We start from the raw sequence: 14,625 nt of genomic DNA, 5'->3' as shown, positions 1-14,625 counted from the left end.
CAAATATATTTAACCTGACTAATAGCTGTATATTTCAAGTCCCAAATTAGACATATACACTTATGCTTTATATTTGATTAGCAAGAATCTTCGAGTTTACTTTAACTGCTTAAGTATATAAAAATGAAAGAAAAATCTGCTCCAACACAGATTCTTCTTTCACAAAGTAAAAAATACTTCCATTAAAAACCATGTATAGAAGTAAAGATTGCCTTCCATTCCTTATCAATCTTTCCATTCGTACAGGTGAAATGCGGAAACTCAAACCGAACCTCACTCCCATCCAATTGATAAACGCTTCCCCCTGCTTCCTCAACAATCAATCGGCCGCCAGCAATATCCCAAATATTTACTCCCCATATCCAAACCGCATCCAAACGTCCAGCAGCAACATAAGCATACTGTAAGTCTGCTGAACCCAAAATACGGATGTCCCGAGTAATCGGCGTTATTTTTACATAGTCTTCCAAGCCATGATAACGAGCACTAGTATTATCAGCTGGAAGACCTGTGGAGACAAGGCTCTCAGATAGATAACGGTGCTCGCTGACACACATTGCTTCTCCGTTTAATTTCGCACCTTTTCCACGTTCAGCGACAAACAATTCTTTTGCAACAAGGTCATAAATAATGCCATAAGCTGCTTCTCCTTTACAATACAAGGCTACGGAAATCGTATATCCCGGCAGCACATGGACATAATTGGTTGTACCATCAAAATTGGATCTATTACCCATAGATTCGGATGTGATGCAAGCATTTCAAGCATGTTATCATGTCCGATTTCATCTACTGTTTCCTCTCCTAAAACAGCATGATCAGGAAAGTTCTTTTTTATTTCCTCTGTAATATATTTTTCTGTTTTCTTATCCATTTCTGTAACTAAATCAATATCGCTTGCTTTTGTTTCGACGGTGAAATTTGAATTCATTTTATTTACTGGGTTTTCCCCGTTTCTATGACAACTTCATAGATTCTTTCAAACATTAAATACCTTTCCTTTTAAACATCCACTTTAAAGAATATTTTCATTTTAAAGAAACTGTATTTTGTTAAATCCCCGATGATACTTTACATAGTGTAGTTCTCACGGGAAATAGGCATACTCACCATAAATAAAAAAAGCAGTGAAATAAAAATTAATTTTCTACTTCACTACTTTTCTCTCATATCATCTATCTACTTACTTCCCTAATTCAAACAAAACCTTCATCGTCTTTTCTTTACCGCTAGTTATTTTTTGAAAAATATCCGGCCCTTCTTGTAAAGGCAAGTAATGAGAAATCATCGGTTTTGTACGCAGCTTTCCTTCTCTAAGAAATTGAAGGGTGGTTGTAAATTCTCTGCCTGGAAATGGTGCAGATACCGCATTCCATGATCCCCGTACCGTTAATTCCTGTCTGACAATCCGCTCAAAATAAAATCTTTTCAACGCAATATCACTGTACGGAATGCCAAGGTATAAAACTTCTCCGCCTTTTTTGGGAGCTGCCAATACCTCTTCGGAAGTTTGAACGGAGCCGGCAGCTTCAATAGCTAAGTCGACGCCAGTATCATCCATCAAATGCCTTAATTTTTCATAAGTGGAAAAACTTTTCTCAGGCTGGATAACCTCATCCGCTCCCAGCTCTTTCGCTAATGTGAGTTTATCTGAATCAATATCAATGGCTACTACTTTATCTGCATCAAATAATTTAGCCCACTGACAGGCAAGTAAACCAATGGTGCCGCAGCCAAAAACAGCCACTGTCTTTCCAGGCTGCAGCCGGGTTTGGAAAAGCCCGTGCAGCACAACGGAGGAGGGTTCTATCAAAGCCGCTTCCTCAAAAGAAACATTATCCGGCAATTTTAATACATTCTCTGCGGGCACTTTTGTATAGGAGGCGAAACAGCCGGGCTGTTTCGCCCCTATTACGAGTAAATCGGGACATGCTGCAAAATATCCTGACTTGCATGCTTCGCATTCCCCGCATGGTACTTGGGGACATACCGCAACGCGATCTCCTGCTTGTACATTCGTTACCTTGCTTCCTGTTTCCCTAACAACACCGGAACATTCATGTCCAAAAATATTTCCTGGGGTCAGCGGGCCAATCTTCTTGTATCGAGATAAATCGGAACCGCAAATTCCCGCATACTTCACTTCTATAATCACTTCATCTGCTGCTTGTATCTCTGGTTTATCTTTATACTCGTAACGAAGGTCTTCCATACCGTAAAAGGTTAAAGCTTCCATTTAATCATCCCTTACCCTCAAATTGATTTTTCAAGTGATAGAGTGGTAAATAAAATTGTTTGTAAAAGGCTTCAAGCGCCTCTACTCTCTTCTTATCCGGTGTATATGTTTTTATTTCCTGCTTTGGAAGTGTATCGACTAACCCCTGCTTTGATGCACTCAGCATAGCTCCTCCTTTGGCAACTGCTTCCTCTATTTCATACGCAAGGATATCCGCTTGGAGGATATCTGCCTTCAGCTGCAGCCAAAGCGGGTTTTTCACCGCAGGACCAATCACCTTTACGCGATGAACGTTGGATTCTACATACGTTTCATATACATTTTTTAATTGCTTTAATTCAAAACAGAGTCCCGCTATCATGGAAAAAAGAATATCATAGTCTGTTGTCTGATCCGTAGCCCCGTATATCATGACTTTAGAAGCACTGTTTCGGGTTGGTGGACCGCTCCCTCTTAGATGTGGAATGAAAACATGCATTCTATCCTTGATGGAAGTAAAATCATTTAGATATTCCTTATGCATATAGTGACACATATGAGAAATATCTTTCATGCTCCGATTCAATGCATTCGCTATCCAATGAAAGCTTTGGCCGGCAGTCGGCATCGACCCATAAAGCGTATATTCCGAATCTAAAACGTAACATCCATTCGAAATGGCAAATTCCCGAAATGCATCAGATAAATGAGGCATCTCTCCCAGCAACAGCAACCCCTCTGTTGTGCCAGTTGAATTCAATATCTCTGTTTTCTTCTGCAGTCCAGTACTAATCGAGCCAGCCATATGATCATGACCAGAGATGGAAATGGTCACATCATTTGGCAGGCCAGTCTCTTGTGAAACAGAATCCTTTACAGAAGCAATCGCAGCACCTGATTCTACCAGTTCAGGAAAGGTTTCTTTATCCAGTTCAAATGTTTCTATAAGCTCTTCTGCCCACTGCTTCTTATTAATATCGAAAACCAGAGTCCTGGAAGCTAAGCTCCAATCTGTCGCAGAAATACCTGTTAACCGGGATGCTATAAAGCCTGACATACATGTCCATTTATGCATCCTTTGAAAAGCAGATTCCTTATGACGTCTCAGCCATAATAATTTGGTGAGACTTTGATTGGAATGTGCATTGATTCCCGTCAGATGATACAACTTTTCTTCACCAAAGCCGGCCTTTACTTCCTTCACTTCCTTTTTGGTTCTAGGATCAAACCAGGCAATGGTTGGCGTAATGACCTCCCCTTGACTGTCTTGCAGTACAATTGTTTGGGCAAAGCTTGAAACGGTAATCTGTCTAATTTGCTGAGGGTTAACCACCTTATTGCTTAAATTCTTTAATGCTTGAAGCACTTCTTTCCAAATTTGTTCAGCATCCATATCTGTTTGGCCGTTTTCAAATGTCTGAGGCGTCGCAAATTTCTCTATTTCTCGCAAACGAAACTCTGGAAGCTCATATAAACAAACTTTTGTGTTGGTTGTTCCAACATCAATGCTAACAATATACATTTATTTACCCATTCAAAGCCTTAAATTTAGGTACCGCTGCTTCTTTAACCGCTTTTTGAGCATCAAATAAAACGGAGATCAAGTTATACTCATTGTTATTTTTCTCATAACGCTTCCCTACAGCCGTAATAAATGCTTTTCGCAGATCACTTGCTAAATTGACTTTTCTCACGCCATAATCTTTCAATTTTGCCAAAGCTTCAGCCGGGATGCCGGATCCGCCATGGATTACCAATGGTACATTTACTTTTTCATTGATTTCTTGAAGCAAATCAAAATTCAAATCTGGAGCTTGGTCAATACCGTGTATATTTCCAATTGAAACAGCCAGCAAATCAATCCCTGTTCTTTCCACAAAGTCCTTACATAAGGAAGCATCTGTCTGTGCGGCATCTTCTGCCACATGGTCGTCTTCTTTCCCGCTCAGTTCTCCTAATTCAGCTTCTACTAGAACACCACGCTGATGACAATATTCCACCACTTCTTTTGTCAGATTGATATTTTCCTCATAGTCTAAGGTAGAAGCATCAATCATGACAGAAGCAAATCCAGCGTCTACAGCCTGCTTAACATCCTCAAAGCTCATACCATGATCTAGATGCAGTGTGACTGGAACCGATACATTCTCTGCAGCTTTTTTGACAATTTCTGCAATATAGTCATAACCTGATAGCTTTACATTCGTTGGTGCAATCTGAACCATGACGGGACAGCCTGTTTTTTCCGCTGCTTCCACAATTGCGATGGTCATCTCTAAATTCGTTGTGTTCATTGCCGGAGCAACATAGTTCCCTTCCTCTAATGCTTTTAAAAATGTATCCATTGCTTGATAAGCCATATTCATTCCCCTCTCTATTTATTTCCTAATACAATTTTTAGAACGTTTTCTGTTTTATGCTGTGTTAATTCAATTGCTTTACCTAAATCAGATAAAGGCATTTCATGTGTAATTAATGCTTCTGTATTGATGACACCGTTTTGTATTGCCAAGATAGCTTCCTCGAACTCATATGGAGAAACACTATAGGTGCCGACAATCGATTTCTCATCATGGAAGAACATGCCCGCGTCAATTTCTACTGTTGGTTTCACTCTAAACGGAGAGAAGCAAACCACTGTCCCGCCTCTTTTTAGCACGTTCATCGCCTGAGGAAGTAACGCAGATACACCTGCAGCAATAATAACAATGTTAAATCCCGGGTGATTCTGTTCCTGCAAATACGTTTCCAGATCCTGTTCTGCAGTATTAATGGTTAAATCGGCACCGAAATCATACGCATTATTCAGGCGATGATCAGAGACGTCGGTTACCACTACTTCTTTCACTAATTTGTTTTTCAGAAGCTGCGAGTGAATCAAACCGATTGGTCCTGCTCCCATAACCAGTACGCGGTCTCCTGCATGAATATCCACTGCCTTCTGCCCGTGAATACAACATGCAACCGGCTCTGTGAGTGAAGCTTCAGCGTAGCTCATGCCGTCCGGAATCTTATAAAGCAAATCTTTCACATGTTCTTTCGGAAGTTTTACATATTCCGCAAACCCGCCTGGATAGATATTCGTCTTTTTGAATTCCGGGCATAAGGTATAATGCCCTCTGGAACACTGTTCACATGTGAAACATGGAACATGAATGCCACCTGTAACACGATCCCCCAGGCTGAAATCAGAAACTTTAGCTCCAACCGCAACGACTTCTCCGGCGTATTCATGACCCAGTACAGAACCTGAAGGAACTAATTCTTCCGTTACTTTGTGAATATCTGTTCCGCATAAACCGCACGCTTTCATTTGTATCAAAATTTCATTTTCACTTATTTCTGGTTTCTCTACTTCTTCAAAGCGAATATCGTTTTTTCCATAAAAAACAGATGCTTTCATTGTTCCTATCTCCTTTCCCATTTCGATTACTTTCGTTCAATAATTCGCATAATATTCTCACTCTTTTAACTGACCGTTTTCATCGAAATCTCTTCTGCTAAGTTTATAAATATACCAAACAGCTAGGAGAACAACTGGGATAGCTGCAATCGCAATCCAGCTTCCTTGAGCTAACATAACAAGCCAATACCGGACCGGATTACCTCCATCTAAAAAGCTATTAATCATAGAGGTAGCTCCCTCTGGAAAATCATAGTGAATACTTTCGGCTACATTCGTAACAAGTGGAGCTAAATTTGATGCAAAATAGAGAGAGACGATAATCATGGGTATACCAATGATTGCCGACCGTATGATATTTTTGTTGGTAGCAACCAGAACCATTGCTAATGGCACCACAATGAATGGTAAATCTCCTAATGGCATAATGATAACGCCTGGAAGAATGACAGCTAATAATATCGTAATCGGTACCAGTAATAACGCTGTAGAAACAACAGCAGGGTTACCAATAATAACTGCTATATCTAGACCGATGTTCAAATCTTTACGATCAGGGAACCGTTTCTGCAGAAAATTACGTATGGCGTCTGATAACGGAATCAATCCTTCCATAAGGATTTTAACCATTCGAGGCATAATAAACATAACTGCTCCTAAAGAAATTCCCAATTCGATAATGTCTCTAATTTCAAATCTGGCAATAATCCCGATAAGAATACCTAAAATAACGCCAATCATCATAGGTTCTCCAAATACGCCGAAACGTTTTTTTATCGATTCTGGATCAGCATTTAATTTGTTAAGACCAGGAATTAAATTAATGATTTTATCTCCTAATATTCCAACAGGGAAGTAGATAGCTGATGATAATGTCGGCAAGGAAATTCCAGGTAGCCCCATTCTTTTATGAATATATGGAGCGGACCAATCTGCAAGTTTAAACGTGATAATGGTAGCAACTGCCGCACCAAGCAGCCCAAAAATGATATTTCCTGTAGCGATATACACTAATGAACCAGCAAATGCAAAATGCCAATAGTTCCACAAATCGACATCAACGGTTTTTGTCCACTTAAATAAAATCATCACTACGTTTATAACAATTGTTAATATAATGACAATTGGAGCAATTGGTGACGCAAATGCAATAGCTGCAAGTGGCGGCCAACCTGTATCCATGACAGGGAGGTCTACTCCTGAGTTATCTATCATTGCTTCTATGGCAGGACCAAGACTACCCGTCAGCAAATCGAGCACTAAAAATATACCTACAAAACCAAATCCAATTGTTAAAGCAGATTTTAGTGCTTTACTGAAGCTGACCCGAAAACAAATAGCCATGATGAATATAATAATCGGCAGCATTACTTCAGGTCCGAAACTAAGAATGTATTGAAACCAATCTACTATTGTTTGTCCCATAATTCTCATCTCCTTATTCTAAAATATGGTTCTCTGATAATAAGTTTATTTCTAACTTCAAATAATTAAAAAGTAAAATATATCAATAAATAGATTAATTTGGAAGTTGGGCATTAACTGAAATCTATGACTGAAAATACGATGCCCTATTGATTCAGGTGGTAAGCAGACACTACAGAAAATAGTACTTTTTCTGTGCTTATCTTGAATAAAAATCATTATGATTACCCTTCCAGCCCAAACCATTAATTATACCGTTTTTTCATCATATGCTTATATTTATTTCACCCATAGATTCTAGTATTAGCCCATATTTTTATCCTTTTAAAATAGAAACAATTTGATCTAAAACTTCTTCTTCTCCGAGCCCAGTAAGGATAGGTAGCGCATTCACAACTGGTGTATTATAACCGCCGCCAACATCAGAAGTAACAACAAATAAGTCAACAGAGCCATCTAATCCGGACAGTTCTCCCACTGTACCTTGACGTGCATTCACATCAATTCCATTCTTTTCACAATGCTCTTTCACCTTCTCTGCTACTACCGTTGATGTTGCAATCCCGCTCGAACAAGCAAAAATAATATCTTTTTTCATTTTAAATTCCTCCAATTTTATTCTGATTTTAAATGGTTTTGTAAAAATTGATAAAGTTCTTTTTGAGGCATGGCGGTCATTTTCTTTAACACGCCCTCCTCTTTGATTAAGTCCATAATTTGACGTAGTATATTCAAATGCTTTGTACTCTTGGATAACCCTAATAAAAATATCACTTTAACCTCAATCGTTTCTTTTACATTGACCATGCTATGAAACTGCACAGGGTCTTTTAAAACAGCTACCCCTAACGAATCACTGTTTACAAATTTGGGGTCTGTATGTGGAATAGCAATACCAAAATCATACGCTTCAATTCCTGTTGGAGCATTCTTTTCCCTTTCCAAGATACTCTCGTAGTACCCTTCATTAACATATCCATTTTCTGAAAATGCATTGGACATTAACCTTAGAGCTTCTTCTTTATTAGATGCTTCCAGGTTTGTAAAAACAGCATCCTCTGATATCATTATTTTATTTGTCACCATAAATCACCTCGTCTACAAAATCTCTAATAACTTTTTCCATTTTTTCTACAGAGTCTGCTTTTTTTATTTGATTAACTGTATATTCATGCTCTGCAAGTCTTCTAAGCTGCAATAATGAATTAATATGCTTTTCTTTATCTTCTGCGGCAATAAAGCAAATCAAATTCAAACGCTGTCCATTCGGAAATTCTACAGGCTCCTTCAGATTTAACAGGCTCATCCCGAGCTTCAACACACCATCTTCCGGTTTTGCATGCGGAATTGCTATCCGTTTTGCTAATATAATATAATCTGAATTTTTTCTGCAGTGCTCAATAACAGCATCTACATAAATGTCTCTTATATGCCCGCTTTCCAGAAGTGGTTGAGAAGCCAATCGAATTGCTTCTTCCCAGCTGTTCATTCTCTCTATTATTTGGACGGTGTCATTGACTAGAAAATCATCTAATTTCTTTTCTGTATCATACTGGTTTATTTGAGAAGCTGATGCATTCTGTCCCAGCAGATATTTATTTAAGCTATCAACTAGCTTGAAGCGATTTTTGACATCGGCATGTTCTTCGATAATGCTCATAATAGAGTCCATGTCAATATTTGAAAAGGAGAAACCATAAAGCTCTGTATAAACAGCAGACTGTAATTTTCTAATCTTTGTTTCGCTCATAATCGGTTCAACCAAAAATTGTTTTACATCGGTATCCAATTTATCTGTTGTAAAAACAATATCTACTTCTCCTTCATAATTGGAGAATTCACGAATGGACATCGGATTTAAAAATAGAAACTCTTTAAATATAGACGTTAACGTTACATGAATCATAGCGGAAACAGAGTGACCATTTGGGCAAACAACTGCCGCTAAAATCTTTTTATTAAAATCAATACCATGCTGTCTCAGCCAGCCGCCTATAATAATAGTGATATAAACCAGTTCGCTCTCCGGAACTTTTTTGTCTAGAGCGCTTTCAATTGGTTCAACAATCAACTTAATTACTCGATGGATGTTTGTAAGATTTTGATCGAATTTTAGAGCTAACGATGAATTATCAATAAGATCATATTTAATTCGGTAGTAGGCAGGCTTCATATGAATATATAATTTTTCTACTAATAATTCCTTTTGAGGAATATCAATCACACTAACCCTCTCAAATTTATCCAGCATTTCCTTCAATGCATTTTTGATGGCATTCATTGATTCGCTGGTATAATAATTATTTGTAGAAAACACATTCATAATCATAAGCTGAAGTGTTACGTAATGTAATTCACTTTCCTTAGTAAAAAGAAGCTCATAAAATACTTTTTTCACCGTATAAAATTCTTTTGTATCTGCCAAATCAAACTTACTCATTTCATTTCCTTCTACTGTCTTTCCTTGCTTTACACGGTTCTGCCAGACCACTAAGCAATAAGCTACCGTAGAAATCATATTGTCAGAAAACGTATAGCCTAATGTTTTTTCGCATTGCTCCAATTTGCGATAAAACATTTTTAAATCTTCCGGATTTATATTCCCATACTTCTCTAATAATTCTCTATCTTTTCTATTCTTTACATACTGTTGGATGATATCAAACAGCAGCTTTCTTTTTTCATACTCACCTCCTAAAAGTTGATACCCTTCTATCCTCGAATAATTTAATTCGATTTGATAGGGTTTAAGATTTTCTTTCGCTTGCTTAATCACTTTGGTTATTGTATTTCTACTAAAATCCAGCAATTCTGTTAAATGGGTAAGTGATAAATCCTGCGAACGATTTAAAATAATGATTAGCAGGATATCAACCCTTTCATTTTCTGATAACACATAGGAATGACCACTTCTTTCTGCTGAAAACATTTCTGTGATTTCCCCTGGAATAATAAATTGCCCTTTAGGAGTACGTTCAATTTGCACATGATGGGCATCCATTAAATGGGTATTAATTTTCTCAAGACTATATTTTATTTGCCGCTGGTTAATGCTCATCTTAGATTCAAGTGACTTCAATGTTGCATGGGGATTATTGATTAATTCTTGTAATAGTTGATTGCTTCTTTCATCGATATGCATTATTGTTCGCCTCCTGATACTTCTCATTTTAGATTGGGCTGACTACAAAGTAAATTCAATTTCAGCCCAACGTTTATTATGCTCATTGCTTCACAAGGGTATGTGACTTTTTCTGTAAAAGTTTTATATTAGATTATATAGGTTCTTTCTCAGCAATTCTGTGATTAATACTCTTTTATGAATTGAAGGTCAGAAATAGCATTCTATTCTGGTCAAATTTTTCTTGACTATATTTCAACATTCAATTATTGAAATTTAAATATTGACCTGAAATGCTTTTCATACATTATGGTTTACTTTAAGGAGGAGATAAAAAATGAATGAGAAAAAAATCATCTTTTTTGATATTGATGGGACACTGGTGACAGAAGATAAAATCATACCTGAGAGCACCAAAACAGCCATCCAGTATTTACAAGAGAAAGGTCACTATACGGTGATAGCTACTGGGAGGGCGCCTAATATGTTTCAACATATTCAAAAAGAATTAAATATTTCCTCTTATATAGCTTTTAATGGACAGCTAGTGGTATGTGACGGTATCGAGGTTCATTCGGAGTCATTAGATTCAACATTTATTCATGATATTACAACATTTGCCGCTCAACATAACCATGCAATTGGTTTTGGAAACCATAAAGATCTTATTATTACACATGCTGACCATCCACTTGCGAAGGATAATTTTTTACATTTAAAACTGGACTATCCTGCAGTTGATCCAGATTATTATAAGCAGAACACAGTAAATCAGTTAAATTTATTCTGCACAGAACAAGAAGAAATCATCTATAAAGAAAAATACACAGATTATAAGTTTGTTCGTTGGGGATACTTTGGAGCAGATGTATTGCCTGCGGACTCTTCCAAAGCTATAGGAATTCAAAAATTTATCGAGTATGCAGGCGCAGCTATAGAGAATGTCTATGCCTTTGGGGATGGTAAGAATGATATAGAGATGCTGTCATCAGTAAAAAATGGCGTTGCTATGGGAAATGCAGTCAGTGAATTAAAAGACGTCGCTTCTTATGTCACAACAGATTGTAATCAAGATGGGATTTTATATGGTTTACAGCATTTGGGGCTTATTGATTCTTCATTTGTAAATTATCATTTCGATTTGTCTAGAGCAAAAATTTAAATATAGTTGGATAACTTGTATTGGTCTTTTTTGAGTAGCTTTAAAGCATGGAATAATGAACCAAATCGTTCTATTAATAAAATACAGCATAAACCTTTAATTAACTGGGTTTATGACTGTATTATTTTTGAAGAGTTATCGCGCTTTGTTTCTTTTAATTTAATAGGTACAGAAACTTAGTATAAGAGTCCACAACGAAAAACCACCATCCAATGAGAATAGATGATAGTTTTTCGTAAATAGCTTCTTCTCAAATTATATGTGTTATGATTTCTAGAGCAGCGCTATTAGATGGAATATCCACTTCTAAAGCACCAATAACCATAGTATTTCCTACACATATGCTGCAATTTCCTTTTCATTTACCAAAATATATATCCAAAAACTAATAGGAATGTCGGTCATTCTGCATTATTTCATTTTATAATCCTGTTTTAAAATCAATTCCTGAAAGATCTGCTTCCTCTTCCTCTTCTTCCACTTTATTCTCTTCATGTTCTTTTACTGCCGGTTTCCATACAGATAATGTAATACCTGTTACAATAATTCCGACACCTAAACAAAGAAGGAAATACATAGGCTGAATCATTAACGGGACCACCAGTAATCCGCCGTGAGGTACAGTGCTGCCTACTCCAAGTGTCATGGATAGACCGCCACCGACTGCCGACCCTAATGAGCAGGAGGTAACGACACGGATAATATCTCTTGCAGCAATAGGAATAACACCTTCTGTAATCATACATATTCCCATCGGAACCGCAGCTTTCAACGCTTCTTTTTCCATTTTTGTATATTTATAACGCGTTATCAAAAAAGACAAAGCAATGCCAAATGGAGGAACCATAGAACCGATAAACTTAACTGCCTGCGGTCCATAAACACCATCAACCAGTAATCCATCTGCAAAAAGAGACATTGTCTTATTTACGGGACCACCAAAGTCAAAACTTGCCATCGCGCCAAGAATAGAACCCATAATAAAATTGGATCCGCCTTCCATATTCTCAAGCATTGTTAATAATATACCCTGCAAAGCAGATATAGGCTGTCCAATGATAGTAATCATTAGGAGCCCGCTGATAACGGTTGTAATTACTGGAATAATCATTACCGGCATCAGCCCAAGCATGCTTTTCGGTACTTTGATATATTTTTTGACCAAAAGGACGACATACCCTACTAGGAAACCACCGATAATCCCGCCTATAAAACCACTTTCAATTTCATTCGCAATAAAACCGATGACGAGTCCAGGTGCAAGCCCGGGTCTATCTGAAATAGACATGGCTATAGCTGCTGAAATCAATGGAACCACTAACGTCATACCCCAACCGCCGATTTGATTTAAATAAAAAGGAATTGTCCCTTCCTTCTCTGCAACATCAATACCGCCAAATATTTGGCCTAATGCTATACATATTCCCGCCGCTACGATAAGCGGAATCATATAAGATATTCCTGTAAGTAAATGCTTCTTGATTACAACACCAGCCTTTTTCACCATTTCCCCTCCTATTCCGTCGCAGCATTTAGTTCATCTTCTATTTTCTTTACTAGTGCTTTAGGCGATTTCATAGCAATATGCGTAGGAATCTGGATTACTTTTTTGTCTTTAAATCTGTCTCTTCCTGTAATGCTGATGTCCGCCGCTATAATCACAACATCAGCTTCTGCAACTTCTTTTGTTGTTAACTCATCTTCAGTTCCAATTGTTCCCTGCGTTTCAATCTTCACGATGTGTCCAGCTTCTTCCGCAGCTTTCACCAGCTTTTCTTTCGCTAAATAAGTGTGTGCTATTCCCGCTGTACAAGCTGCTACTCCAACAATCTTCATACATATGCCTCCTTGTGAATTAATCTTTTTTTAATAACTGAACAAGATTATTTTCTAGTTTTCTTTTTGCAAAGCACGAATAATTTCATTTGCATTATCGGCGTTCTTAACTTGATAACAAACGTTTTCATCTGCCAGTGCCCCTGCAATTTTAGCCAAAAGCTTTAAATGAAAGTTATTCTTATCATTTTCAGTAACCGCAAATAAGATAATTGTCTGAACAGGCTCTTCATCCAACGTTTCCCATTCCAAACCGTTCTTCGATCTTCCAATCGCTATGGAAGTTTTTTGGACACCTGTTGATTTCCCGTGAGGAATAGCAATACCATTACCAATTCCAGTCAATCCTTGCTCTTCACGCTCAAAAACATCCTCCAAAAAAGTTTCCTTTGATTCGATTGCTCCGTTAGAAATCAGCAAATCAGTCAGTTTTTCAATCGCTTCACTCTTTGACTGAACATCCATTTTTAAGTCGATAGCTGTTTCATCAATCAATTCGGACAAATCTATTTCCAATTCTTCCATCACACATAGCTCCTTTATAATTCGTTAGAATAAAATAGAAAAGGAATTTTTGTATTATTTTGCTCCTAAACAATAAAGAGAAGCCTTATTAGAGGAACCAAACAAATCCATTTTATTTCTTAATACTTCCTTCGCTGCCTTATTTGCTTCCGGGAACAGAATATCTGGCTCAAAATCATCTGGTTTTTCGGCTAATGTCGTACGCAGCTGATTGAAAAATGCCCGTTTCATATCACTGGATAAATTAATTTTAGCAATTCCATACTTTGTTGAGTTGCGTATATCCTCATCTGGATTATCAGAACCTCCGTGCAGAACAAGAGGAATATCCAATTTGTTATTGATTTTTTCCAAACGGTCTAATTGAATCTCTGGCTTTAAATTTTTCGGATAAAAACCATGTGAAGTCCCAATAGCAACTGCTAACGTATCGCAGTTCGTACGTTCTACAAATTCTTGCGCCTGATCAGGGTCTGTATATAAAATTTGGGCTGCTCCTCCTTCTGAACTTCCTTCATTTTCCCCAATAGTTCCTAATTCAGCTTCTACTGAAACGCCTACTGCATGAGCAACTTCTACAGCTCTCTTCGTCAATTCAATATTTTCTTCAAATGGTAAATGCGACCCGTCAATCATTACAGATGTGTAGCCATTTCGAATCGCCCGCAGTGTCCCTTCAATGGTTCCGCAATGATCCTGATGAATGACAACGGGAACTTTTGCTTTATGAGCAGCTTCTCTTGCATAAGCAACAAAGTCATCTCCTACCAGATCAAGCTCATTGGGATGGATTTGAATAATTGCCGGTGAATTTTTTTCTTCGGCAGTTTCTATAATCGCTCTTAACAACTCACTGTTGGAAACATTGTAAGAACCCACTGCAAATTTATTTTTATATGCTACGTCTAGAATTTCTTTCATTGTCATTAACATTTTTA

General features: G+C 37.5%; 15 protein-coding genes. 1 reads left to right on the top strand and 14 read right to left on the bottom strand.

Annotated features, from left to right (window positions below):
• Window positions 1-182: 182 nt before the first annotated feature.
• From ACZSMY_RS14265 to ACZSMY_RS14220, 10 genes are all read right to left on the bottom strand, one after another.
• Window positions 183-737 carry an inositol monophosphatase family protein gene (locus ACZSMY_RS14265; protein ID WP_465147914.1) on the bottom strand — a complete coding sequence of 185 codons (555 nt, stop codon included), beginning with the start codon at window positions 735-737 and terminating at the stop codon, window positions 183-185.
• Window positions 665-931, bottom strand: a complete 267-nt coding sequence (locus ACZSMY_RS14260) for an inositol monophosphatase family protein (protein WP_256705643.1) — start codon at window positions 929-931, stop codon at window positions 665-667. The genes ACZSMY_RS14265 and ACZSMY_RS14260 overlap by 73 nt, the downstream gene beginning before the upstream one ends.
• A 252-nt stretch (window positions 932-1,183) precedes the next feature.
• A complete protein-coding gene (locus ACZSMY_RS14255; protein ID WP_465147913.1) occupies window positions 1,184-2,236 on the bottom strand; it encodes a galactitol-1-phosphate 5-dehydrogenase in 1,053 nt (350 codons plus the stop codon).
• Between the two features lie 4 nt (window positions 2,237-2,240).
• Entirely contained in the window at window positions 2,241-3,737 is a 1,497-nt protein-coding gene (locus ACZSMY_RS14250) for an FGGY-family carbohydrate kinase (protein ID WP_256705641.1), read from the bottom strand.
• A 4-nt stretch (window positions 3,738-3,741) separates the two neighbouring features.
• Window positions 3,742-4,575: a class II aldolase gene (locus tag ACZSMY_RS14245; RefSeq protein WP_465147912.1), complete on the bottom strand. Its 834-nt coding sequence runs from the start codon at window positions 4,573-4,575 to the stop codon at window positions 3,742-3,744.
• 14 nt (window positions 4,576-4,589) lie between these two features.
• Window positions 4,590-5,618, bottom strand: a complete 1,029-nt coding sequence (locus ACZSMY_RS14240; RefSeq protein ID WP_465147911.1) for an alcohol dehydrogenase catalytic domain-containing protein — start codon at window positions 5,616-5,618, stop codon at window positions 4,590-4,592.
• Window positions 5,619-5,675: 57 nt separating this feature from the next.
• The gene (locus tag ACZSMY_RS14235) at window positions 5,676-7,043 is read right to left on the bottom strand and encodes a PTS galactitol transporter subunit IIC (RefSeq protein WP_256705638.1); all 1,368 of its coding nucleotides are present in this window, start codon (window positions 7,041-7,043) and stop codon (window positions 5,676-5,678) included.
• A gap of 316 nt (window positions 7,044-7,359) precedes the next feature.
• Window positions 7,360-7,641, bottom strand: coding sequence for a PTS sugar transporter subunit IIB (locus ACZSMY_RS14230; RefSeq protein ID WP_256705637.1), 282 nt, complete (start codon window positions 7,639-7,641; stop codon window positions 7,360-7,362).
• A gap of 17 nt (window positions 7,642-7,658) precedes the next feature.
• A complete protein-coding gene (locus tag ACZSMY_RS14225) occupies window positions 7,659-8,129 on the bottom strand; it encodes a PTS sugar transporter subunit IIA (protein WP_256705636.1) in 471 nt (156 codons plus the stop codon).
• A complete protein-coding gene (locus ACZSMY_RS14220; protein WP_256705635.1) occupies window positions 8,116-10,185 on the bottom strand; it encodes a BglG family transcription antiterminator in 2,070 nt (689 codons plus the stop codon). The genes ACZSMY_RS14225 and ACZSMY_RS14220 overlap by 14 nt, the downstream gene beginning before the upstream one ends.
• 316 nt (window positions 10,186-10,501) lie before the next feature.
• Here ACZSMY_RS14220 and ACZSMY_RS14215 point away from each other — a divergent pair, with 316 nt between their 5' ends.
• Complete coding sequence (locus ACZSMY_RS14215; RefSeq protein ID WP_256705634.1) at window positions 10,502-11,326, top strand: Cof-type HAD-IIB family hydrolase; 825 nt, start codon at window positions 10,502-10,504, stop codon at window positions 11,324-11,326.
• A gap of 421 nt (window positions 11,327-11,747) precedes the next feature.
• On the opposite strand, the gene ACZSMY_RS14210 is transcribed toward ACZSMY_RS14215, so the two are convergent.
• Genes ACZSMY_RS14210 through ACZSMY_RS14195 form a run of 4 tightly spaced genes read right to left on the bottom strand, consistent with a single transcriptional unit; the run spans window position 11,748 to window position 14,620 of the window.
• Window positions 11,748-12,833, bottom strand: coding sequence for a PTS fructose transporter subunit IIC (locus ACZSMY_RS14210; RefSeq protein ID WP_246528994.1), 1,086 nt, complete (start codon window positions 12,831-12,833; stop codon window positions 11,748-11,750).
• An 8-nt stretch (window positions 12,834-12,841) separates the two neighbouring features.
• Window positions 12,842-13,162 carry a PTS fructose transporter subunit IIB gene (locus ACZSMY_RS14205; RefSeq protein ID WP_212928707.1) on the bottom strand — a complete coding sequence of 107 codons (321 nt, stop codon included), beginning with the start codon at window positions 13,160-13,162 and terminating at the stop codon, window positions 12,842-12,844.
• A 54-nt stretch (window positions 13,163-13,216) separates the two neighbouring features.
• Window positions 13,217-13,687, bottom strand: coding sequence for a PTS sugar transporter subunit IIA (locus ACZSMY_RS14200; protein ID WP_289584949.1), 471 nt, complete (start codon window positions 13,685-13,687; stop codon window positions 13,217-13,219).
• Window positions 13,688-13,741: 54 nt separating this feature from the next.
• Entirely contained in the window at window positions 13,742-14,620 is an 879-nt protein-coding gene (locus tag ACZSMY_RS14195) for a ketose-bisphosphate aldolase (protein WP_289584948.1), read from the bottom strand.
• Window positions 14,621-14,625: the final 5 nt, after the last annotated feature.

It is taken from the genome of Oceanobacillus sp. B139/18, from assembly GCF_055524595.1.
The sequence above is the reverse complement of the archived record's forward strand: the minus strand, read 5'-3'. Positions and strand labels throughout refer to the sequence as shown.